The organism is Geomicrobium sp. JSM 1781026 (assembly GCF_041949955.1).
In the GTDB taxonomy this organism is placed as follows: Bacteria; Bacillota; Bacilli; order Bacillales; family Marinococcaceae; genus Geomicrobium_A.
The window spans coordinates 42,282-66,263 of sequence record NZ_JBHFQF010000004.1; the positions used below are offsets into that span (position 1 = coordinate 42,282).

Genomic DNA, 23,982 nt, shown 5'->3' on the forward strand with positions numbered 1-23,982 from the left:
TTCACCCCTTTCATCGTTAGTCGTCATCCAAATTCAGCAGCTCTTCATACATTTGATTTCCAGGAGCGCCGAGGGCATTGGCTCGTTCAATCCATTGTTGTGACACTTCAGACATCGCTTCTTCCCACACTTGCCAATGGTTGTCTCGCACATGGACAACTTCAATGCCATCATCTTCTGCGATCTGCCACGCATCTACTTCATCTTTGTCATATGTCTTTCCGGCAACCATACCCCAATCATCGGCTAATATATTCTCAATCGCTTCTCGATCTTCATCTTGCAAAGCATTCAAGCTATCCTCGTTGTAAACGACAAAATGATTTGCCGTAGAGAAATCCCCTCTAGCAATATAGTTCGTCACTTCATTCGTTTGGTAATTCTTCATCACAGATGCAGGTGCATATGCTCCGTCAATGACCCCTCTTTGCATCGATTCATATACTTCACCGAAAGGCATCGATACAGGAATTGCGCCTAATGATTCAAGAATTTCATTCGCTATAGATGACGGGCTCCTTATTTTCAACCCTTCTAAATCTTCTGGATTTTCAACTTTCGTATTGGATGTGAGAATTTGATAGGGCTCAACGCTAAACAACCAAGCAATGTTCGTTCCCTCATGTTCTTCTTCAATTTCTGGATATTCTTCAAGCAAATGCTGGAGCATGGCCGTTGATTGCTCAGCGCTTTGTGCAATATTAGGAAGTTCAACGACTTCAGTTAGGGGAAAAACACCTGGGGTGTACCCATGCATACCAAGAGCAAAATCGCTCGTACCCGTTACTGCCATGTCATATTGATAATCGGCCGCCCCTAAAGAATCTCCGTAATACACATCAATTGACACTCGCCCATCCGTAGCAGCCTCTACTTCTTCAATAAATGCCGACAAAACGTCCGTATTTTGTGAATGCATTGGCGGTAAAAAAGATGTAAGAACCAATGTTTCGCTTCGCTCTTCCGCGTTCGTTTCTACATTCTGACAGCCTAAAAGGCTCACCATCCCAACGGCGCACAGTGGAATAAACGTTTTGTATTTCATACAACCTCCCAAAGTAAGCGTTTTCAATTTACGAATGAACGGTCGTTCGTAAATAGTTACACTTACTTTATCAAAGGAAGCCCCCGGTGGCAACCCTGTAAATGATAAATATCTATTTCTCTTTGAAGTTGGCAAAAGACGTTGTATGATGTACACATACAATCACTAATTTTGGGAAGCAACACGTCTATTCTTTTTTACGTTGCCAGCAAATCCCCACTACACTCCGTATATCTCGCGAATATATACGAACTTTTCAAATGTAGAGATCCGTGTATGTTTTGATTTAAAATGAGGAGGTCAAATCCTATGAATAAACATTGTGCTGCCTTATTTTTTCAAAACCAACGACTCACTCATCAACATACAACGTGTAACCTACGAGGTGTCATAAAAAAACTCGGTGGTATTCAATGTCAAAATACGGATACCCCTCTCCTATCACTCAGGGCTAGAGGAATAGACCTCTCCTACAATGATTTAATGAACTATTACAAACATGAGAGCATCGAACGTATTTGGACGATCCGAGGTACATTGCACACGATTGTTTCAGAAGATTGGCCAATTTATCAAAAAGCATTCGAAAGCGAGTGGCTGCAGCGCTGGAGTAAATATATGAAAAACCATATCGATCGCGACCTACAAGATCAACTAGAGAAATGGGCACTTGGAGTGCTTGAAGATGGTCCCAAGCTTCAGAAAGAGCTCCTGGATAAAGCAACAAGTACATTTGGTGATAAGGAATTCGTGAGATATGCCTTTCGTTCTTGGGGATGAATATTAAAATCCTTATGTTATCAGAATAAAGTATGCCTATCCTTGAACGGAACTCATTTTATGTACATGTTGAGACGAGATTCCAATAGAAATGAACGTACGCAGTTAAGTTCAGACGCGGCATTGAAAGTCATTTATGATCGTTATCGTGTAAGTTATGCACCTTTTACGATAAACGATTTCGTACACTGGAGCGGCACTACAGTGAAACGAACGAAAAACATCGTTCATGAAAATTCATCTAACAAACAGCCGAGTTCAATTGAGAATAACAGAGGCAGTGTAAACGTAAGAACCATACCAAAATTCGACCCTTTTGTCGTCTCTCATAAGACCAAATTTTATATCGCCGAAGAGAATATACCTCGCATCTATAAAAAGGCAGGTCATATTGAGGCCGCTATTCTCGATAACGGTGTAGTTGTTGGGTTTTGGAAGAAAAAGAACAATCGCCTTGATGACTTTATGCTGTTTGACAACAATGAATGGCTTAAAGATCAGGTGATTCGTGAAGCCAAACGAATGAAGCTGTTAGATTCGACTGAGAAATAAATTCAAAACGCTATAGTTGAATTTGCACTAATCTCTGTTCCATACGCACGGCGCCGGCAAATTGACTGCACACTTGCCGTCCCATCGTGGTCGCGCGTAAAGTCAAACCATGGTCACTTTTATGTAGCCACCAACTGGACACTCTACGTTGCCAACTGCCTCCTAACTTTCTTTGTGTGGCCGTTCAGGTCAAAAGTGATGAATCTTGCTCGACCCATCGCCCGTTTTTAAAGACGAGCTTCCCCCCTCTTTTATGACCGGACATCCACTTGTAGTACATCGTCGCACTCAAAGCCTTCACTACACTAGAAAACTCACTTTACGACCATTGATAAATGAGAATTCCCGCTGCAACCGCTACATTTAATGACTCGGCGTTACCAGAGATGGGGATCGTCACATTGTGATCGGTACGTTCGAGTAAATGAGGTTGCACACCTGCTCCTTCGTTGCCTACGATGAGAGCAAATCCTTCATTATTTGGAGTAACGGCTCTGTAATCTTTACCTTCCATCGCTGTACCTATAATTGTTTTGCCCTCTTCTCTTAATACGGTCATTTGCTCCACAAGGTCTTTATATTGAATAGCAATATGAAAAATGGCTCCTTGCGAAGATCGAATCACTTTATCATTGTAAGGGTCCACGGTGGCATTACTTAATACAATTCCGGCCATCCCTGCGGCTTCGGCTGTGCGGATCATTGTGCCTAAATTTCCAGGATCTTGAACACCGTCGATAAGCAGAACGTTTCCAACTCTTGGCCTTGTTGGCTTTTGCATGATACAAACCGCTATCCATCCTTGAGACGTTTGCGTCGTGCTGATTGCCTGCATCACCTCATCCGTGACATCTAAGATGTCTATGGAGTTGTCCATCCTGATCGATTTGGCGCTTTCACCTTTAATAAGTAAGGATGCTTGATTTGCCGCTACTGCTTCTTCTACTAAATGCGGGCCTTCCACGAGAAATTGTTGTTCTTTTTGTCGGTATTTCTTTTGCCATAATTTCTTGATTTGTTTCATTTTTGCATTGTTCACAGATGTGATCAACCGTCTCACTCCTCAACGATGTATAAGATGACCCTGATCACCTCATCCTATACTGAAGCTAGCTTAAAGTGAAGGAGGAAGAGTGATGGGATTGAATTTACGCCATGCTATCTTGGATAATGTGTCGGGTAGTGATGCTTCACAAATTGAAGCGACCATTACCGATGCGATCTCCAGTGGAGAAGAAAAAATGCTACCAGGTCTCGGTGTATTGTTTGAGGTTTATTGGAATGAAGCCGATGATACCCAAAAGCAACAAGTAATTGACCAGATTAGCTCAGGAGTAAAATGAATGTGGAAAACACCCCAAAATGGGGTGTTTTATTTTTTACTTGAATGTAAGTGTTTTTACCGTTTCAGCGTCTAGCTTCTTAATGACTGAGACGATTAGCTTCGCAGCATTCTCAAAATCGTCTTGGTGGAGAATGCCGGCGTGCGTATGAATGTAACGCGTAGGAATACAAATTGATAGAGCAGGAACCCCATTTGCCGTAAGTTGAATCGCACCCCCGTCAGTACCTCCAGCAGCCATCGCATCAAACTGATAAGGAATGTTCTCAGCTTCTGCTGTATCGACTACGAGATCGCGAAGGCCTTTGTGAGAAATTAACGATGCATCGTAAACGAGAATTTGTGGACCTTTGCCAATTTCAGCTTGGGCATCGGACTTTGATACGCCTGGCGTATCACCCGCAATCCCCACGTCAACAGAGAATCCAATGTCAGGTTCGATGGCTGCCGCTGAAGTTTTCGCACCACGAAGACCAACTTCCTCTTGCACAGTACCTACACCGTACACTTCATTCGGATGATCTACATCTTTAAGTTGTTTGAGCACTTCAATGGCAAGCGCACAACCAATACGGTTATCCCACGCTTTTGCCATGAGCAACTTCTCATTGTTCATTACTGTGAAGTCACAAATTGGGACAACGGAGTCGCCAGGCTTTACACCAAAAGATTCAGCTTCTTCTTTGCTTGAGGCACCGATATCAATAAACATATCTTTCTTATCGACCATCTTCTTGCGCTGTTCAGCTGGTAAAATGTGTGGTGGTTTTGAACCAATCACACCGACTATATTTCCTTTTTTTGTCATAATGTTTACGCGTTGCGCTAACATTACTTGCTCCCACCAGCCGCCAAGTGGTTGGAACTTAATGAATCCTTTATCATCAATTTGTGTTACCATAAAACCAATCTCATCTAAATGTCCAGCGACCATTACTTTCGGTCCGCCAGCCGTTCCCGTTTTCTTTGCGATTAAGCTACCAAGATTATCTGTTGTTACTTCATCAGCAAACGGTGTTATGTATTTTTGCATGACTTCACGAGATTCTCGTTCATTACCCGGAACACCGTTGGCATCCGTTAGATCTTTTAACATTTGTTGTGTGTTTGTTAAATTCGCCATGAGAGAAGCCTCCTATTTTTTTCACAATCTTTCTATAGTATACCTATAATCATGACTTCCCTCAATCCCTAGCGACCTTGAGGTTTGTTTTTTGTCCAGATGTGGAAAAGATAATTAAAACTTCTCTCTTTACTTTTTGAAACATTTTATCCGTTGATAACGTACATTAGGTACTGACCAATGAGAAGAGGAGGGTCAATCGATGAATGTCATTTTCTTTCTATTTATAGCGATCGCTTTCTTCATCCTCGTATACTCCGCTGTTCGATATATACGTGACCCAAAGCACCAGCTTGAGAAAGCTCATAATAAACAGCAACTGTATTTATATGATCACCAACAGGACGCTAGAAAAAACTTTCTCATTACGTATAAAGGTGTCATGTTTGAAGGCGAGAAATACATCGGTACAACAGATGACGGATTTGAAGTCGTACGCATTTCATTAGACCCTAAACGAATTGAGAACATTGAAGGTTTGCATTTTGAAGACTTTCAATTTATTGAAGCAGAGATCACCGATGTGTATCCACATGCCACCATCCAGTGGAGAAGCCCTGTGAAACAATTAATGAACAAGAAAAAGAAAGACCAAGTAGAAGCAAGCCATTAACGGCTTGCTTTTTTGATTGGACGAATTGTGAAAAAGACGATTATCACTTTCCAAACAGGGGATAGATAGCGCTGAATGATTTTCGAGAGGATATGATGCTTTCGCGTCAGTAAACTATAGGTGTTAAAGAAACCTGCAAATCAATCGATCGGACGATGATATAGAGGAGGAGAAACAGCCAAAGTACGGAAATTCCGATGATTTCTAAGTTCATGCCGCCTGACCTCTCGAATTATGCTCCAGATCTTTTTCAGTTGTTACTGAACATCCGCCGTAATACGGTAACCGTTCCGATTCCGAGAATGAGAATGAGATACAGCATAACGAAAAGTACGAAGATGATGCCTGTGCAGGGGCGCGCATGTGTTTAGTGACTAATTATGTTCATATATCTATGATTCTTGTACTCGTACAGAAGGCCAACTCCATTAATAGGCTGCCCTTTATAACTATGAACCTCTGAATATACATTCAATATCTAAATTTTCCAATAAATATCGAAATAGCTTTTTATCGTTAATAGTTCTTCAGCTTGTTAGGTCAAAGAAGGAATTGAATTATTTTGGGCTGTTTTTACAGAGGATAATGGGTGGTGAGGAGAAGAATTTACTAATACTGCTATTAACTCTGTTGTTGTTTCCAAAACTCCTAATATTAATGGTTCCAAACCTTTTTAGTATTAGTCGAACGAGAAAAGACAAGGATACACATTTGTTTATGGCATCTAACCATAAAGTTAAAAAAATGCTTTAAACATCACAAACCTTTTATATACAAGTCAAAAGAAACATTTAGAATTTGGCAATTAAAAACTAATTTGTTGCTATTATCTGTAAATTGTGATATGTTTTTGATACATTGGGCCGATGTAATTACAAAGGAGGAAAAAAATGAAAAAATTCTTATTTATTTCTATTTTAGCAATAATAATGGCAGTGCCTTCCGTATCTTTGGCAGATACATTTAGTAATTCGCGTATCGATGGAGGGCAAGTTCACGCCTATTTTAATGGTTCTGTCTCGAACTATGGCTATACTAATATTTATCAACAATCATTGGAAAGTTGGAATGGTATAAGTTCAGTAGTTAGTGTTACTAGGACACACAGCTCTTCAGCACATCCTTATTATGATAGGTACAATGTTTCGGGTGCCAGACCTTCAGGAAGCGGAGGGGGACTTCTACTAGGAACAATTAATGCTTTTAACATAAGTGGAAATCAAACAACCCACCACAGTCCTTGGGGTCACGCAACGGTGACGCTATACCACAACAATATAATCAATGTACTAAATACATCATATTTTCAAAGAAATGTTGCTATTCATGAAATTGGTCATACTTTAAAGATGGCTCATCCTGAATCTCAGTCAGGGTTTAATTATATGCCATTAAATGGACAAACCTCTATTATGACTCAGACTGGAGACAGGCCTTCACAAGCTACAGCACCACATAACTACGATAGATCAGAACTAAGAAGAAAATGGGGGAATTAGCTATGGGTTGGAATGTAAGGATAATAGTCATTATTTCGAGCATTATTTTGTTAGTATCAAGCGCGTATTCTATAAAAGATAACGAATTATCGGCCTATAGTAAACAATGGTATGAGTATGAATTAATAACTCCTATAACCCACAAAATTTCAGTTGAAGATGAAGCACAGATATTTGATTTAACCGATATGGTTTTGCATGTCAAGGTTCTTGATCCTATCCAAGATAGAGAATCGGTAGTCAAATATAACGAAGATAATATTATGGATGGCGTGGAGTACGCCTATACAAATACGGAGGTTGAAATAATAGATATATGGCATGACCCTTTAAATACAAAAATGGAAATTGGTGACCAAATAACTTTTAGAGAGTTTTATGCAATCATGGAAACTGACAGGGAGTTTTTATATATTCATGACGATTATACACCATTGTTAGATAATAGTGAGTATGTATTATATGTTGGTGTCGATGATTATGAAGAAGAGTTAATCTACTACAATACAGCTCACAATCTTTCAACATTTAATATTGATAGTACTGACCCTTTCGACTTTTTACATCACAATGAAGGAGACTTTAGACTAAGTTCAAGTAATGTCTTGAAACCTCAAGAACTTAATGAAGCATATTTAGAATTAAGTTTGAATAGTATCTCCGATAATCCTGTGGAAAACCTTAGTAGAGTGTCCGAGAAAAAATTCGAAATATTTGAACAGGTATTGGAGAGATTCAATATTGCCCCTGAAGATTTATAATGGGTCGCAGGTTATTTAAATTTAATTGTAACATTTATTCAGGCACACCGTTTATATTTGCAGGAGGTAATAAGATGAAACGTTATGCACTTTTCGGTGTCGTTGCCCTGATACTCGTCGGATGTGGAACGGGAGAGACATCGTCAGATGATGTAGCACAAGCACCGTGGCTTTCGTACGACCTCATTACCCCCGTTGTTAACGTTGCATACACGACAACACCGGATGAGTATGTCGACGAAGCCGATTACGTTCTTCATGTTACGGTAAGCGAAACTTTTGAAGAACGAAAATCTGAAATTTCTTATCATACTGACAGCCCTGAAGATGGAATGGAGGAATTTTTCACCGAAACCGAAGTGGAAGTGCTAAATGTATTAGACAATCGTTCGGAGAATGATATTGCTGTAGGGGACAATCTCCACGTTCGCGAACCATATGTGCTCGAGGGCGATCGAATTCTTCACTTGCTTGATTCACACGCGCCGTTGCAAGCAGAAAGCGAGTACATTCTTTTATTAGAAGACAGCGATGTCACGCTCGGCACCTGGACGACATTCAACGTTGACGGTTCCGACCCTTACAATTTTCTGTTTCATCCGGATGAGAGGGAACGTCTAGCTGAACGTTTAGCGTACCATGATCCAGATGACGTTGTGGAGGCCTATGAAACGTTAATGGCGAAGAGTGAGTCGCATGCGTATTACGCGGAGCAACTTGCGGATCGTATTGATACAAAACTTGACATCTACGAACAGCTGCGAAATCGTTACAGCTGGTAGGGCTAGGGCTGTTCGGCGAACAATTATCTCTAGAAAATAAGAGTAAGGGTACTCAAAATGTGCCTTTACTTTTTCTGGCTCTTACACATGAGAAACTACGTTTTGTTGATCCCATCGTCATTGAATTTACTATGTTTAAAAAAGAGCGACTGACTATCAGTAGTGCGATTTTGAGGAGTGGAGACCCCTAGCATGGAAGCCGTATTTTCGTCGATGCTTATTATTCATGGAATCGGGGAAGTAATAAGAATCCTATCTGCGCGAGTTTTATTACTGAAAATGAAATTGGAGGATTTTTTCTTGTTCATCATTGGGACGGAAGACCACTCAAGAGACTTTTAAACATGAGCGGTTACGCATCCATTGACAAATTAACATGATAAGTGTTGCTAAATTGTAAGATTGAAAGCGCATTACCAACAAATCTGAATTTTTATACGTGTTCATAATGTGCTACACTGGGTCTTATTCAAAATTGAAACAGCTAGGAGCTTCAGAAATGAACACTTCAACACTCTCCACTAAACAGATCTTTTTTATCGGACTTATGCTTTTTTCCTTATTCTTCGGTGCAGGAAATCTCATCTTTCCACCATTCCTTGGTTATGAAGCGGGCGAGAATTTTTGGTTTGCGATGTTCGGCTTTCTTCTCTCTGGTGTTGGTCTACCGATACTCGGAGTCCTTGCGATTGTTTATACAGGGTCTGACGATGCTGAAGCGATAAGTAAGCGGGTGCACCCGTTGTTTGCCACACTATTCACGACTCTTACCTTTCTTGCGATTGGCCCGCTGTTTGCTGTACCGCGAACAGCCGCTGTTTCTTACGAGATCGGTGTGACGCCATTTTTAGATACGATCGGAGCCTTTTCATTACTTGTATTCTCACTTCTATACTTTGCCATCGTCTACTGGCTCGCAGCGACACCTGGTAAATTTATTGATCGGATTGGCAAGATCATTACACCTTTTTTACTCGTTGTCCTCGCCATTCTTTTGTTTAGTGCCATTTTTGGTCCTCTTGGTTCCTTTACAGCGCCAACAAACGTGTATGATCAGTTCGCCTTTTTCTCTGGTTTCACTGAAGGATACTTAACGATGGATACGATTGCTGCATTTGTCTTTGGTATTCTCGTACTCGAAGCCATTCGATCGCAAGGTGTAAATGACCCCATACACACACGTAAAATCACTTGGAAAGTGAGTATTATTGCTGCGCTGTTGCTTTCGATCATCTATACCGGTTTAGGCTACCTTGGCGCGGTAAATGCAAACGTTTTAGGAGATCATGAAAATGGGGGGCAAATTCTGCAACTAAATGCTTTTGAGTATTTTGGACTGCCAGGAAACGTCCTTCTTGCTCTAGCGATAATCTTAGCTTGTATCCCAACAGCCGTTGGATTGATTGCCTCATGTGCTCGCTATTTCAATCGCTGGTTCCCATCGGTTTCGTATCGATTGTTTGTGTTTATCCTTACTCTGTTTAGCTTTTTCATTGCAAATATGGGACTCGACACACTCATCTCCTTTTCGTTACCGGTTCTTACGTTTATCTATCCAATCATTATCGTACTAATTGTGCTCGCATTTACGCACAACCTCTTCGGAGGAAGAACCGCAGTCTATCGCTATTCAGTCACGCTTACAGCCATCGTTAGCGCAATGGACGGCCTAGATGAAGCGAACCTGCTACCGTACTTCCTTGAAGAATTAAGGATGCTTTTACCTCTTTCACAACTCGACCTCAGCTGGGTCGTTCCTGCTTTAGTCGGTGCGGCGATTGGGTATTTAGTGTCTAGAAAACAAAGGAACCATACAACGTAGTTAACACTCGCTACGCGCACTTATAATGAGGGTGAAAACCCGAACAATCGCCGGCAGAACTCATCTTTGATTCTGCCGGCGATTGTGGATTTGGAGTTGTCTCTGGAAGCGTATGCCCTATTTGTCGAGAGCGTGCACTCCTCTGTCGATTGAGTGCACATCTTTGTCATAAGTGTGCACTTCCATGTCGAAAGCGTGCACACATCCAGATCAAGCGTATTTGATGTTCATTTTTTTCTAAATAAAACCGCAAAACGCACGTCTGCATGATGGTGTTATAGCACCGGTGAGTCGTATTCAACTTCACTACGTAGTAACGTACGTGTAATCATTCTTTTATCCATATAAAAAACCAGCCCGTAGGCTGGTTTTTTATAGTTCTGCTTTTGCTTTGTCAGCAAGTGCTGTAAATGCTTCTTTGTCGTTGACAGCAAGGTCAGCAAGCATTTTACGGTTAATATTAATATCCGCAAGTTTAAGTCCGTGCATCAAACGGCTGTACGAAAGTCCGTTAATGCGTGCAGCTGCATTGATACGCGCAATCCAAAGTTTACGAAATTCACGCTTACGATTACGACGATCGCGGTATGCATATTGTCCTGATTTAATAACTTGTTGCTTCGCTGTACGGAACAACGCATGTTTCGAACCGTAATAGCCCTTTGCGAGCTTTAATATCTTCTTGCGACGACGACGTGTGACTGTTCCACCTTTTACTCTTGGCATCGTCAATCCCTCCTCTGGTTACCTGTTTCCGATTATTTTTTGTATGGGAGTAACGGCTCAATGCGTGACTGATCACTTTTGTCCATTACTGCTTGTTTGCTAAGGTGACGCTTTTGCTTTTCTGTCTTGGCAGCAGCCAAGTGGCTTGTGTTTGCATGGCCGCGCTTTAATTTCCCTGATCCTGTACGCTTAAAGCGCTTCGCAGCACCGCGGTGTGTTTTCATTTTTGGCATGGTGTTTCCTCCTTTACACATTACATGTTGAGCAACGCTCTACATATTTACTTCTTATCGTCTGCCTTTGGTGCAAGAATTAAGAACATACTGCGTCCTTCCATTTTCGGATGTGTTTCCACAGTCGAAAGGTCTTTACATTCGTCAGCAAGACGGACTAATACTTCACGTCCTATTTGTGAGTGGGTAATGGCACGTCCACGGAAACGAATTGCCGCTTTCACCTTGTCGCCCTTCTCTAAGAACTTACGTGCATTTCTAAGCTTCGTATTGAAATCATGCTCTTCAATGTTCGGGCTTAGGCGCACTTCTTTTACGTTAATGACTTTTTGCTTTTTACGAGCTTCTCGCTCTTTCTTCTGTTGCTCATAACGATACTTTCCGTAGTCCATAATGCGACAAACCGGTGGGTTTGCATTAGGGGCAACAAGAACGAGGTCTAATTCAGCTTTCGATGCTAGTTCAAGCGCTTCGCGCTTTGGTTTCACACCTAATTGTTCGCCATTAGCGTCGATGAGACGCACTTCACGTGCACGAATCCCATCATTGAGCTTCATATCTTTACGAATCGTGAGCCACCTCCGTCAAATTTAAAGCGATATGAATCTAAACATGCTCACAAAAACAGTTTTGCACACAAAAAAGCGGGGCCGTAAACATACGGCGCCCGCTACTGCCATCACGTTCGATTGCATACCTGGTAACTGCCGAAGACTTCGACGCTTTGCAGGTGAGAAGCGGGCGCTTCTGCTTGAGTGCAACATGTTCAATACTTCATTACTATACAGGAAGGTTGGGCTATTGTCAACGCCCTACACCCATTTCCTACCGCATACTATTTACGAGCTTCTGCTTTCATTTGTTCAACAAACGCATCAAGAGGTTGCGACTCGGTGTCCGTTTCCCCGTATTTACGAATGTTCACTTCCAACGCATCTTGTTCTTTATCTCCTAGAACGAGTGTGTATGGAATCTTCTTCGTTTGGGCTTCGCGAATCTTATAGCCAAGTTTCTCTTCACGTACATCGACTTCGACACGTACACCCGCTTTTTGTAATGCTTCTTTCACTTTTTCTGTGTACGTTTTGTGCACTTCCAAAGAAACCGGAATGAGCTGAACTTGTACTGGGGATAACCACGTCGGTAAAGCGCCCTTGTACTCCTCAATGAGAAAAGCGACAAAGCGTTCCATCGTCGACACAACCCCGCGGTGAATGACGACTGGACGGTGTTCTTTCCCGTCTTCACCAATGTACGTCAAGTCCATTTGATTTGGTAGATGGAAATCTAGCTGAACTGTAGAAAGCGTCTCGTCTTTCCCAAGAGCCGTTTTCACTTGCACGTCTAGTTTAGGACCGTAAAAAGCCGCCTCTCCTTCAGCTTCTACATACTCTGCACCTGTTTCATCCATTGCTTCTTTTAGAAGAGCTTGTGCTTTGTCCCACATCTGATCGTTATCAACATATTTCTCTTTATCTTCTGGGTCGCGGTACGATAAGCGGAAATAATAATCATTTATGCCAAAATCGTTGTACACATTTTTAATGAGGTCAACGACGCGCAAAAACTCTTCTTTCATTTGATCTGGACGACAGAAAATATGAGCATCATTCAACGTCATCCCACGGACACGTTGCAATCCTGCTAATGCCCCGGACATTTCGTGACGGTGCATTGTACCGAGTTCTGCAATGCGTATTGGTAGTTCGCGATAGCTATGCAGACTGTTTTTGTAAACCATCATATGGTGTGGGCAGTTCATCGGACGGAGAACGAGGTCTTCATTGTCCATTTCCATCGGCGGGAACATGTCTTCATGATAATGATCCCAATGCCCTGACGTTTTGTACAAATCTACACTACCTAAAACCGGCGTATACACATGATCGTAGCCAAGTCTCTCTTCAAGATCAACGATGTAACGCTCGATTGTTCTACGAATGGTGGCGCCTTTAGGAAGCCAAAGTGGCAACCCTTGACCCACTTTTTGGTTCACGGTGAAGATCTCCAACTCTTTGCCGAGCTTTCGGTGGTCCCGTTCTTTGGCTTCTTCTAATAAACGCAAATGCTCATCCAGTTCTGCTTGTTTCGGGAAGGCAGTTCCGTAAATTCGTTGCAGCATTTGGTTGTTGCTGTCGCCACGCCAATATGCACCTGAAATGTTCATCAGTTTTACTTTCTTTAGTTTGCTCGTAGATGGCACGTGTACCCCGCGACACAAGTCCGTGAACTCACCTTGTTCGTATAACGAAACCGTTTCGCCTTCTGGAATCGCATCAATGAGTTCCAACTTCAAATTATCACCGATGTTCTGAAAATATTGCTTCGCTTCTTCTCGAGAAACAACTTTTCGAACGATCTCATGATTCTCATCCATAATCTTGTTCATTTCTTTTTCAATTTTAGGCAAGTCTTCCGGTGTAATTGTATGCGAAGTATCAATGTCATAATAAAAGCCACCTTCAATGACTGGGCCGACACCGAAATTCGCATCAGGGTACAAACGCTTTACTGCTTGTGCCAAAGTATGAGCGCTACTATGACGCAACACGTCAAGACCTTCTGGATCTTTATACGTATAAATTGCGATCCGGCCGTCACTTTCAATCGGCGTACGCAGATCGACCAACTGGTCATTCCATTTCCCTGCGACTGCTTGTTTTTTTAGACCCGAGCTAATTGAACTTGCAACTTCTTCCAACGATGTGCCCACATCAAATGACTTCATAGCACCATCTGGAAATGTTAATTGAATTGATTCTGCCATCTTTTCATCTCCTTTAATGTAAACACGAAAAAACTCGTCCCTAAAAAAGGGACGAGCTATACCCGCGGTTCCACCCTCATGCATCAACAAATTAATTGATACGCTTGAGACCGGTTAACGCCCGGGGTACGGCAGCAAATACTCATTACACTTGTTCTTCGCTACAGCTCCGAGGGGGTGAGCATCAAGACCTTGGATGAAAAGCTTTCAGCCGATGGCTTTTCTCTCTGAAATCTGTATCTTGAGCCCGTGTCCTCTTCCGTGCCATTTCAATGTACCGATATTATATAGTGAATGTGAAGAGTTTGCAACCTACACTTCTAACGCCTCTCGTAAGTGAGGATTTAAATGGGTTAATTCCTTTATACATACGCTTCTAAAATGCCATTCATTGCATCGCTTACATTCAGCGATTGCTTGATAGAGGAAGCTGTCATCTTCTGTCATTCTATATTGAAAATAGTACAACGTTGCGCGGTCCCACTCAGATAAAGCGTTCGTATTTAATGATTTAATTTTCTGAACAGAATCATTGTGTTTTTTTTGACTAATTAAATAAATGACATGCGAAAGCTGGTTTACTGGCAATGACTCGTCAAGTGAATAATGTTTATTCACACCCCAATACGAATACAATAAGTTTGCACTTCGTTTATTTAAGCTAACGAAACGTTCTAGTGAATAGGGGTTGTTCATCCCTTCCGTAAAATAGTTCTCTGCTTTTTGAAAATCAGAGAACAAATAAGAACGTCCCATATGTAACGAAAACCAAGATTGTAGCGCCGGTCGATGAATGTCATATAATTGTTTCAAGTAATGCCTAGCTTTCTCAAGCTGATTAAGTTGAGTATAGGATACCCCTAGTAATACGTGTATCCTCATCTTATAGCTCTCCGCCATGTATTCTTCTGTCAAAAAGGCAATGCTCTTATAAGCAAGCTTAGAGCATAGCGTAAACAACGAATGTTCTCCTTCATGGGCAAAAAGATAGGCCATGGAAATGTATTTGAGTGTATACGTTTCATCTGTCGGAGCTGGAAGTTTGGAGATATTCTTAACCATATCTTCATCAGGAGAAAGCTGCACTTTCATCTGTTGCATAATCTTATAGTATTGCGCATAAATTACGCTCTCCGCATTTGAAGCGTCCAACATGCGTTCTATATGTTGATCGTGAAGGTGTTGCATTTCAATAGACGTATACTCTAACGCATAGCGGGCATTTTTGCCGTTTACGTCCAGAGAAGGTATGTACGTTTCCATAAGTTCGAAAATACGATCCGGGAATGCAGCCTCCGTCACTTTCAACAAGGTGGCAAACGATTGAAACTCGCGCGCGGGATGGTTAACAAATTTGTAGATAGGTGTCGGATTGGAATAACCTGCCACCTTCGCTAACGATTGTGCCAACGTGCGATCTTTATCCATCGCTTCTCGTAATGCTTCTTTCAGCTTACTCATTCCCACTCCACCTTCCAAAATTACATACGGCGCACCGATTCAATCAGCCTCTACTCATTAGTTTATTCAGTTCGACGTGAAACGGCAAGTGGTTTCCATCAATGCCAACACAATCCGACAGAACTGCTATCATTTCTACAAAATTCCCTAAGATTTGTCACTGTCAAACGGTTCCTCAAAGTTGTCTTTTTCTTTATTGACGAGTTTTGAAGCATTAATTCCGTGTTCGACTGCCCACTTAATCACATAGTAAAGGGCAATAAAATTAAGAACGATCATTCCAACAACGAATAAAATATCCACAAAAACAACTCCTTTATGTGTGCAGTACCCTCCATTGTTGAACGAAAAACCTATCTGCATTATTTCCCGGGAAACAATGAACAAAACTGAGGGAGTGTTACCCATAAGGTCTTAGAATAGACTTTGGGTACAGCCCCTTTTTCTATTAATGAATTTCGTAACTTAGATCAGTTACAGCTTACCGGATATCTATAACTAGTGGGGTTTTTGATTTCCACTACAGGCGGATGCTAGTCGTCCAGATTATACGTGCGACATTGGCGGCAAGGTGCTGCACCCCTGCCACCGTGTTTACTTGACACTCAGAGTGTAGGGCAACCACCTCATCGTACCGCCCAAGTTGCCCGGTTCCCTGTGCGGAACGGAGGACCTAGTTCCAAAGTTCACTGATTGGAATCAGATTCAATCAAAAGTGATCAATTTGCCTTTTCTGATTCCAATCGAAAGGCATCTACTTCCAAACATTCGTTTATGGAACCAGGTTCAACATTTTAAAGAAAATGAACAGCCATCTAGTTCCAAAGCGATGTTCATTGAGTCGCACGCCTTGTTCCGAACCCTGAATTGAAAACCCAAAATTCAGTCGGCGCGAGTCGCGCCGAATCGAGAACGATTTCGGATCGTTGGCACTTCAGCCTGGAATCTGCGCTCCAGTTGGAACAAACTGCGCAGGAGTTTAGCTGAATGAGCGCTAAAGATCGCTAAAAAGAGCAAACTTGATCGCAGAAAGTGAAAACTCGCGCGGACAATGTGAACCATTCCCTGCCCCACCCAGTATAAACACCATTGGACTGATTCGACTTTTATCATGCCGTTCCATTTGTATGAAATAACGAGGGAAATTCCACATCCGAACGTCCGATGACCTTCATTCTATATAGATTTTATGGCCTGCGAGGGCTCATCCGGCACTGCTCCCGCAGAAGGCACCGCCTTTCGTTCCCATCAGTCGGAATACACCACAATTTAAAGAAATGGAGGGTCTTGCCCGCCAAAACGCTACACAGAAAGAACGTACATACAAAAATTGGAGTACAGATCAAAAACGATTTGTACTCCAATTTTACTTTAGAGGCTTTTGAGACAACCCCCTCAGCAATATTATTTTTGTACGTTGTCTTCTTTATCGAGCCAAATCTCTCCATCTTTATACGTCATTTGTTCAGGGTATCTAAGGTTAATCACTTCTTCTTGGATCTCTTGTGAAGGTGCCTTTGTCATTAAGGAAACAACGATACACGTGATCAAGTTAATCGGTACACTAAAGATTCCAGCTCCTGTATCACCGACACCGAACAACGTGAATCCATTCATGGCCATAAAGATGTACCCGAGCGTTGTGCTCAGACCAATTAACATCCCGGCAATCGCCCCTTGCTTGTTCATACGCTTCCACCACACTCCTAGGAAAAGGACAGGGAAGAACGTTCCACCAGCAATGGCAAAGGCCCAAGCGACAATTTGTGTAATTACCCCTGGCGGGTCAAGCGCCAACAACCCAGCAGCAATCGTCGCTAAGAAGATCGCAATTCGACCGGCCTTTAATCGTTTTTTGTCACTTGCGTCTGGCCGTAATAAGCGGAAGTATACGTCATGAGCAATGGACGAGCTGATTGTGATTAACAGCCCCCCTGCCGTAGATAAAGCGGCTGCCATCGCTCCGGCAGCAACCAAACCGATGACAAAAAGACCAAGGTTTGCAATTTCTGGAGTGGCCATAACGACCATGTCTTGAGAGACGGTAATCTCTTGCCAACTTAGAATTCCATCGCCATCTGTGTCAGCCACGGACAATAAGCCTGTATCAACCCAACGATCCACCCATGCCGGCAATTGATCCATCGGTTGACCGGCAACTTGTGTCATCAGAATAAAGCGCGAAAATGCGGCGTATGCAGGTGCTGATAAATATAACACCCCAATGAAAATCAGCGCCCAGGCACCACTCCATCTTGCTGCCTTCATTGTAGTGACTGTATAAAAGCGCACAATAACATGAGGTAGAGCTGCTGTACCTAGCATAAGTGTAAACATGAGAGCAATGAATTGACTTTGTGTACTTTCTGAGAACGGAGCAAAATATTCAGTGAGCCCTAGTTCTCGGTCTATTGCCCCAATCTCATCGATAACATTACCGTACGTCAACCAAGGAAGCGGGTTGCCCGTCACTTGTAGTGACATAAAAACAATCGGAATGACGTAAGCAATAATTAAAATGAGATATTGGGCAACTTGTGTCCACGTAATCCCTTTCATCCCACCGAGCGTTGCATAAATGGCAATAATCCCCACACCAAGTAATACACCAGCCCAAGTAGGAATTGCAAACAAACGTCCAATTACAACCCCTGAACCGGACAACTGTCCAATTAAGTAAGTAAAACTAATAATACACGTAGCTACAGCACCAATTACCCTTGCTGTATCGCTTCGAAACCGGTCTCCAATAAACTCTGGAACTGTAAAACGTCCGTATTTACGTAGTTGAGGTGCAAGTAAAAAGGTTAAGAACAAGTATCCTCCTGTCCAACCCATGATATATGGAAGACCATCGTACCCAAGTATCATTACCGTACCTGCCATACCAATAAACGAAGCAGCGCTCATCCAATCTGCACCAATCGCCATCCCGTTCCAAAACGGAGGAATCCCTCTTGATGCTACATAGAACTCTGACGTTTCTTTCGAGCGTGTATAAATCGCAATTACAATATATAGAGCAAAGGTAGCTAAAATCATTCCTACAGAAACTAGTGTTTGCGTATCCACATAATCCTCCTCCCGACGTTCACATCACTTTATTCGTCTAATGTTCTCCCGCTTGATGCAACAATTCTTTCATTCTCAGAATCGTCAACACCGTACTTCGCATCTAATCGATCATTCAGTACAGCATTTAAGATAAGCAACACGATAAACACGAGTACTGAACCTTGCGCGCCCATGTAATAGTGAAGAGGCATCCCCATGAAAGAAAATTGCGAGAAGAAATCTGCAAATAGTGCTACACCAAATGAAACCGCACAAGCAACCACAAGAAAAGAAACAATCATAACTATACGAATTTTATAATAATTCTCTGCGTCTTTACTTGATACTTTGATCATCTGAAATCCTCCTCATCGATTACCGTAAACCAAAGATAAAGGTGATTGTTTCACGAAACGAAAGCGGTACTTGGATAATGGAAACGAAAAGGTAGAGACCAATCGCAGCAATGGGCACACCCAAATAGATCGGTTGTTTCCTTCGTACCGTCAGAAAAATACTAGCAATGACAATTCCCCAAAAAAGAATAAGGAGCATCAAATCATTCCCCTCTTTTACAAAAAATGTTAAATAAATTCTACTTTACTACACTCAAGAAACCGCTTACAATATAAGCATGTCCTCCCTTCCAGCAGTGCGAGTTGTACTTAGCTTACATGACAGAAAAATGAGTGTCAATTTATATTATTTTAACTATTTATGAAACATAAATTTCCTCCATAAAAAATACCCGTCGCGAGTTGCGATCGAGTATCGAGCTGTGGCATGTTTTTGCGGCTCACTCGACTACGAGCATGTCCGCCATTTGTTTTTGTAGCAATTTTTTATAAAAGATCTTATCTATACAAACTCCCACTGCTCAAAGGCGCGTAGGTTTATTCTCTCTTGGAAGATGTTACGAAGTGTCAAAATTACACCGTCATCTCGGTCAGTGTAAACGTAAAGTCGTTTTGGAGCGAGACTTGCGATTGGACTTATGATGCGTTCTTTTGGAAGCAGTCCCTCTTCAAAGACAAGGTTGCCATCTGTATGGTGTGTTCTTCTTGCAAGTCCCCACTCTACTCCAGATTGATCACAAAAGCGGAATTCCGTTTGATTCGGATACCATAGATGAACCTCTGTGCATTGTGGTTCTGAACTTTCTACATAAGACCGAAGCTGTTCTACAATCGTCTGATATTCTTGTTCAAGTGTATACTCTTCCAAAACGGCTTCAGTTAAATCATCTAAATAATGAATATAACTTCCAATGCAAAAGTTTAAGAAGGGGTTCCATTGAAATACGGAGTACTGTTGAAGGTGCCGATATACACAATGATAGAGCACATCAACACGTTGATTCACTCGCTTTCCAATGGGAATTTCTGTTCTTTCACCTGATAGTATGGCTTTCATCAATTCCATGACTTGTTCTTGTTCGGTACGGTCTTTCAATGCATGACTTTTTTTAAATTTTTGGATCATCAACTGGCTTTCATAACGCTCGACGATCTCATCGGTTAAAATCGTGGCCACATACGGAATAATCGATTCTAACCATTCATCACTCGTTCCTGAATGTTGAACACGTAATTGCCCTTCATGCTGCTCGACGGAGAAATCCGCGGCGATTTCTCGAATGCTTCCTTTTAGTCTTTCATAAACACTCACACTATTAATGCCATCATTAAATTCAATGGAATGCACACCCAAGCCCCCTCTGTGCCTTACGTCAGTTACAGTACGCGTACCGTTCAGCGCTTCACTCTGATTCATCATATGGCTTATGAGGGACAAACATGCCAATAAATTGGTACAAAAAGAAGAAGTCGCTAGGACTTCTTCTCGATCAAGTGTTTAGTTTTGCATTTCAAAGTCTCGGGATACTCGTTCATCTTCAGCAAATACGTGGCGTGTATTATACTTCGTGTCACGTACGGCAGGCGTTTTACCTGCTTCACGAATAATGTCTAGCGCCCGGTTATTGTTTACTTTGTGTGTAGTCCCTGCTGCAGACACTACGTTTTCTTCGATCATTGTACTTCCGAAGTCGTTGCAACCAAAATGTAAAGAACGCTTACCTGTTTCTGGTCCCATCGTTACCCATGAAGATTGGAAGTTCGGGACATTATCTAGAAACAGTCGACTAATGGCTACGTTTTTCAGATAACCGTTCGGGGTAATTTTCTCCCCTTTCATACGGGTATTATCTGGTTGGAATGTCCACGAGATAAACGCTAAGAAGCAGTTCGTCTCGTCTTGTGCATCTCTCACTCGTTGTAAATGTAGGGCACGTTCTTCATTAGATTCGCCAAATCCGATGACCATCGTAGCTGTTCCGTGCATGCCGACTTTCTTAGCTGTCTTCATACACTCAATCCATTGTTTCCAGTCAATTTTCAGACGGCTTACAGCCTTACGATTCTCTTCTGTAAGAATCTCTGCCCCGCCACCAGGCAATGAGTCTAGCCCAGCATCTTTCAACGCTTGCAACACTTCTTCAAGTTCCATGCCCGAAACATCCATCATCTTATAAATTTCAGCAGGTGAGAATGAGTGCATCGTAATGTCCGGGAAGCGTTTTTTAATGTTTCTTAGCAGGTCGGTGTAGTATGTAAACGGCAAATCTGGATTCGTTCCACCTTGCATAAGAATCTCCGTTCCACCTACATCAACGGTTTCCTGGATTTTGTTGAAGATTTCTTCGTCGGAGAGAACATAGCCTTCCTCATGTCCTGGCGGACGATAGAACGCACAAAAACGACAGTACGTATCACAAAAGTTCGTATAATTTACATTCCGTCCGATGACGAACGTCGTAATCGGATCGGGATGCCACTTTTTCATCATTGTATCCGCAGCTTTTCCGAGCTTCTCCATTTCTTGATCGTTGTTCTCATCAACTTCATATAGCCTAACCGCATCTTCCATTGTCAATCGTTCCCCAGCCGTTGCTCTTTCAAGGATGTGATCGATACTCATGAAGACTCCTCCTAATCCCGAATCAAATTCTATTCAACATCTATCGTAACATAGTGTGTTTCTTTGCTGCGACAATCTTTGCTCATTCATGTGTGGCGTCGGTTTCTTCCCGCTACAAAAAGTTCTGTCGTTTGTGGTCGAATTCGTTCCATTACCCGCTTGGCTTTCAAGCGTTCTTCTCCCCCTTTTTGGGAGAAACTCAAGTGATCTTCTAATTCATCATAATCCCAATTAGACGTAAACACCGTTGGTAACTTTTCTGTCATGCGGTATTGTAAGATCACACCTAAAACATCATCGCGCACCCAACTTGACATCGTTTCTGCTCCTAAGTCATCGAGTAGCAACACAGGTACACGCTTAACCGCTTCTAATTTCTCAGTGACGGTTCCATCGGCAACCGACTGTCGCATTTCTCGAAAGAACTCAGGAACGTAGACGAGCATCGATTGGATGTTTCTTTCTGCAAGCGTGTTCTGGATGGCCGCTGCAATATACGTTTTGCCGACGCCAAACATTCCGTGCAAATAAAGGCCTTCACCTTGCTCACCTGGATGGGTTTCATTAGCAAACCGAAGTGACTGAATGACAGCTTTTCCCCTTGTATCATCTGATTCATCCCAATCAATCGCATTAAAAGAAGCCTTTTTAAACTCTTCGGATACGTACATGCTTTTGACAAGTCCTTCTCGTACTCGCCTGGCATCATGTGCTTTTTTACTCGGGCACGGTAGGTACCGCATTTGAATTTGACCATTTTCAACATAAAGCTCAGGTTGATGCCCACGCATCAAGTTTGTGCAACTATCCAAGCTCGTACACCGATCACAGTCGATACTTGCACTTTTGTATTCATATAGCTGTGAAAGTCCTTGCTGAATAGCTCCATCTTCTAACTCATCCTGATGCGTTTGTAACCATTGCTCAATTCGCTCGTCTTGAAACAAACGTTCACTCGTTTGTTTCAACCTCGAACTCCAGCCACTCTCATTCATATACTTTCTAATTGAATCACGAATCGGTTCCATTGTTTACTCCCCACCTCCTCGTTGATATTGTTCCAATAGAGATTCAAATGCTTGTCGATCTTCTTTCGTTTTCTTTTTCTTTGTATCTTCGCTTGTTTCCTTAGGCTCTTCTGTCAACCACTTCGGTAATTTATCCTGCCTGTTTGACCCTTGATTACGTGCTTTTCTTGGAGTCGCTTTTTGAGCATTGGTTTGTTTATGCTTTGCATCTTTACGGTTTTTGTATTCCTGTTTAGCAAGGCGCATCGCTTCTTCCACGGTTTTAATCCGTTTTCTCGACCAATGACCCGCAATCTTCTGCACGAGAGCAGCGTCAAGCTTTTTATCGTTCGTTCGCATCACATAATCAATGAGTGTGTTCGCTACGCCTGGCGAAAATTGATAATCATGAACGAGTGACTCTGCTAAGCGTAAGTCTGCAGGGGAAACAGAAGCACCATCAGATAGACTAGTAAGAAGGTCCAGTGGAGAGATCCGCTCGTAGTACTGTACCATCTTATCATCTTCACTTACGGGTTGTTTACTTGAATCTTGACTCGCTTTACTCGTACGCATCCCAAGTTTTGGTGGGGTTTGTCCATGGGTCGTCCGGTACCAATCCTTCACTTTCAACCGTAAGCGTTCTGTATCAATCGTGTCGTCACCCACCATTGCCTCGACGAGAAAACGACTCATCGTCTTTTCATCAATTTTGTAGATAAACGCTAGTTGTTGTACAACGACTAACACTTCGTTCGTAAGCAACTTTTCTTGTAAAAAGAATGGAGGCAAAAATGTCTTTAACGTAACCGGATCAAGAGGTTCTCCTGCAATGACCGGCTGTTCAGTCTGTCGACTTGTGGCTGTGTCCACATGCTCGTCAACAGGATCTTGTTGAAGCTCAGAATCTTTTATCGCTTGGAACACATCATTAAATGCCACCGTTTTATCTTCCCATTCACCGGTAAGTTTTGAAGTACTAAATCTTCTTCGAACTTCTTTAAATCGGTTTCTTCCAATGCGATTTTGCAAGAAAACACCGAGCAGCGGATCCTCCAAAAATTCTTTCGCTGATAACGGTGTCTTTAAATCATAAACAAACATCCGGTCTTCACCGTCGTTTTGGTGTTGCATAAGCGTCGTTAACAGCCCAATTGCTTCTAGTTTTTTGCGTGCTTCTAAAATCAAATGCATCTGTTCGCCTAAAGTAACCATTAATTCACGATGCGTGCTTCCTTGACACATATACGTGTCTCTTTCCAACCGATAGTATAACGTTAAATAGACATTAACGGCCAAAGCGCCAATTAAAGGTTGGTATAACAGCACGAGTGCTTTTTGGTCCATTTCCGAAAACGGTCCCATCATGCGCACACGATATCCATCAACGGGCCGAACTTCGCTCCATGTCCAAGACAAAACCAACACCTGCTTTC

24 protein-coding genes and 1 pseudogene are annotated in these 23,982 nt (G+C 42.3%); 8 read left to right on the forward strand and 17 right to left on the reverse strand.

Going from position 1 to position 23,982, the window contains the following annotated elements:
- Positions 1-16: 16 nt before the first annotated feature.
- On the reverse strand, positions 17-1,045 hold the full coding sequence (locus ACE1TF_RS07890; protein ID WP_375015748.1) for a TRAP transporter substrate-binding protein: 1,029 nt from the start codon (positions 1,043-1,045) through the stop codon (positions 17-19).
- 309 nt (positions 1,046-1,354) lie between these two features.
- Here ACE1TF_RS07890 and ACE1TF_RS07895 point away from each other — a divergent pair, with 309 nt between their 5' ends.
- Both ACE1TF_RS07895 and ACE1TF_RS07900 read left to right on the forward strand, forming a co-directional pair.
- A complete protein-coding gene (locus ACE1TF_RS07895; RefSeq protein ID WP_375015750.1) occupies positions 1,355-1,825 on the forward strand; it encodes a DNA glycosylase AlkZ-like family protein in 471 nt (156 codons plus the stop codon).
- 66 nt (positions 1,826-1,891) lie between these two features.
- Positions 1,892-2,377 (forward strand): DNA glycosylase AlkZ-like family protein, encoded by a 486-nt coding sequence (locus ACE1TF_RS07900; RefSeq protein ID WP_375016291.1) that lies wholly within the window; start codon positions 1,892-1,894, stop codon positions 2,375-2,377.
- 319 nt (positions 2,378-2,696) lie between these two features.
- Here ACE1TF_RS07900 and ACE1TF_RS07905 read toward each other — a convergent pair whose 3' ends face one another.
- Complete coding sequence (locus tag ACE1TF_RS07905; protein ID WP_375015752.1) at positions 2,697-3,428, reverse strand: TrmH family RNA methyltransferase; 732 nt, start codon at positions 3,426-3,428, stop codon at positions 2,697-2,699.
- 85 nt (positions 3,429-3,513) lie between these two features.
- Between ACE1TF_RS07905 and sspI the strand changes: the two genes are divergently transcribed.
- A complete protein-coding gene (sspI, locus tag ACE1TF_RS07910; protein WP_375015754.1) occupies positions 3,514-3,720 on the forward strand; it encodes a small acid-soluble spore protein SspI in 207 nt (68 codons plus the stop codon).
- A 36-nt stretch (positions 3,721-3,756) separates the two neighbouring features.
- Here sspI and ACE1TF_RS07915 read toward each other — a convergent pair whose 3' ends face one another.
- Positions 3,757-4,842: a M42 family metallopeptidase gene (locus tag ACE1TF_RS07915; protein WP_375015756.1), complete on the reverse strand. Its 1,086-nt coding sequence runs from the start codon at positions 4,840-4,842 to the stop codon at positions 3,757-3,759.
- Positions 4,843-5,044: 202 nt separating this feature from the next.
- Between ACE1TF_RS07915 and ACE1TF_RS07920 the strand changes: the two genes are divergently transcribed.
- Positions 5,045-5,455, forward strand: coding sequence for a hypothetical protein (locus tag ACE1TF_RS07920; RefSeq protein ID WP_042426849.1), 411 nt, complete (start codon positions 5,045-5,047; stop codon positions 5,453-5,455).
- 32 nt (positions 5,456-5,487) lie between these two features.
- Here ACE1TF_RS07920 and ACE1TF_RS07925 read toward each other — a convergent pair.
- Positions 5,488-5,669 (reverse strand): annotated as a pseudogene (locus tag ACE1TF_RS07925) (cytochrome d ubiquinol oxidase subunit II); the annotation flags it as partial.
- A gap of 676 nt (positions 5,670-6,345) precedes the next feature.
- On the opposite strand from ACE1TF_RS07925, the gene ACE1TF_RS07930 reads away from it, so the two are divergent.
- The 4 genes from ACE1TF_RS07930 to brnQ all read left to right on the forward strand — a co-directional run bounded on the left by ACE1TF_RS07930 (position 6,346) and on the right by brnQ (position 10,319).
- Positions 6,346-6,954, forward strand: a complete 609-nt coding sequence (locus tag ACE1TF_RS07930; protein WP_375015759.1) for a hypothetical protein — start codon at positions 6,346-6,348, stop codon at positions 6,952-6,954.
- Between the two features lie 2 nt (positions 6,955-6,956).
- On the forward strand, positions 6,957-7,715 hold the full coding sequence (locus ACE1TF_RS07935; RefSeq protein WP_375015760.1) for a hypothetical protein: 759 nt from the start codon (positions 6,957-6,959) through the stop codon (positions 7,713-7,715).
- Positions 7,716-7,789: 74 nt separating this feature from the next.
- Positions 7,790-8,497, forward strand: a complete 708-nt coding sequence (locus ACE1TF_RS07940) for a hypothetical protein (RefSeq protein ID WP_375015762.1) — start codon at positions 7,790-7,792, stop codon at positions 8,495-8,497.
- Between the two features lie 499 nt (positions 8,498-8,996).
- Positions 8,997-10,319: a branched-chain amino acid transport system II carrier protein gene (gene brnQ, locus ACE1TF_RS07945; RefSeq protein ID WP_375015764.1), complete on the forward strand. Its 1,323-nt coding sequence runs from the start codon at positions 8,997-8,999 to the stop codon at positions 10,317-10,319.
- A 372-nt stretch (positions 10,320-10,691) separates the two neighbouring features.
- On the opposite strand, the gene rplT is transcribed toward brnQ, so the two are convergent.
- The 13 genes from rplT to ACE1TF_RS08010 form a co-directional block, all read right to left on the reverse strand.
- Entirely contained in the window at positions 10,692-11,045 is a 354-nt protein-coding gene (gene rplT, locus ACE1TF_RS07950; protein WP_042426839.1) for a 50S ribosomal protein L20, read from the reverse strand.
- 32 nt (positions 11,046-11,077) lie between these two features.
- The gene (rpmI, locus tag ACE1TF_RS07955) at positions 11,078-11,278 is read right to left on the reverse strand and encodes a 50S ribosomal protein L35 (protein WP_042398635.1); all 201 of its coding nucleotides are present in this window, start codon (positions 11,276-11,278) and stop codon (positions 11,078-11,080) included.
- A gap of 47 nt (positions 11,279-11,325) precedes the next feature.
- Entirely contained in the window at positions 11,326-11,835 is a 510-nt protein-coding gene (gene infC / locus ACE1TF_RS07960; protein WP_042398632.1) for a translation initiation factor IF-3, read from the reverse strand.
- 278 nt (positions 11,836-12,113) lie between these two features.
- On the reverse strand, positions 12,114-14,045 hold the full coding sequence (thrS, locus tag ACE1TF_RS07965; protein ID WP_375015767.1) for a threonine--tRNA ligase: 1,932 nt from the start codon (positions 14,043-14,045) through the stop codon (positions 12,114-12,116).
- Between the two features lie 312 nt (positions 14,046-14,357).
- Positions 14,358-15,506 (reverse strand): AimR family lysis-lysogeny pheromone receptor, encoded by a 1,149-nt coding sequence (locus ACE1TF_RS07970; protein WP_375015769.1) that lies wholly within the window; start codon positions 15,504-15,506, stop codon positions 14,358-14,360.
- Between the two features lie 147 nt (positions 15,507-15,653).
- Positions 15,654-15,809, reverse strand: a complete 156-nt coding sequence (locus ACE1TF_RS07975) for a DUF6019 family protein (RefSeq protein WP_375015771.1) — start codon at positions 15,807-15,809, stop codon at positions 15,654-15,656.
- 1,101 nt (positions 15,810-16,910) lie between these two features.
- Positions 16,911-18,578, reverse strand: coding sequence for a sodium:solute symporter family protein (locus ACE1TF_RS07980; RefSeq protein WP_375015773.1), 1,668 nt, complete (start codon positions 18,576-18,578; stop codon positions 16,911-16,913).
- Positions 18,579-18,607: 29 nt separating this feature from the next.
- A complete protein-coding gene (locus ACE1TF_RS07985; protein ID WP_042398621.1) occupies positions 18,608-18,916 on the reverse strand; it encodes a DUF4212 domain-containing protein in 309 nt (102 codons plus the stop codon).
- Positions 18,917-18,935: 19 nt separating this feature from the next.
- Positions 18,936-19,115, reverse strand: a complete 180-nt coding sequence (locus ACE1TF_RS07990; protein ID WP_042398619.1) for a hypothetical protein — start codon at positions 19,113-19,115, stop codon at positions 18,936-18,938.
- A 303-nt stretch (positions 19,116-19,418) separates the two neighbouring features.
- The gene (gene ytxC, locus ACE1TF_RS07995; protein ID WP_375015776.1) at positions 19,419-20,264 is read right to left on the reverse strand and encodes a sporulation protein YtxC; all 846 of its coding nucleotides are present in this window, start codon (positions 20,262-20,264) and stop codon (positions 19,419-19,421) included.
- 150 nt (positions 20,265-20,414) lie between these two features.
- Positions 20,415-21,539 carry a cyclic dehypoxanthinyl futalosine synthase gene (mqnC, locus tag ACE1TF_RS08000; protein ID WP_375015778.1) on the reverse strand — a complete coding sequence of 375 codons (1,125 nt, stop codon included), beginning with the start codon at positions 21,537-21,539 and terminating at the stop codon, positions 20,415-20,417.
- 86 nt (positions 21,540-21,625) lie between these two features.
- Positions 21,626-22,567, reverse strand: a complete 942-nt coding sequence (gene dnaI, locus ACE1TF_RS08005; RefSeq protein ID WP_375015780.1) for a primosomal protein DnaI — start codon at positions 22,565-22,567, stop codon at positions 21,626-21,628.
- Between the two features lie 3 nt (positions 22,568-22,570).
- Entirely contained in the window at positions 22,571-23,965 is a 1,395-nt protein-coding gene (locus ACE1TF_RS08010) for a replication initiation and membrane attachment family protein (RefSeq protein ID WP_375015782.1), read from the reverse strand.
- Positions 23,966-23,982: the final 17 nt, after the last annotated feature.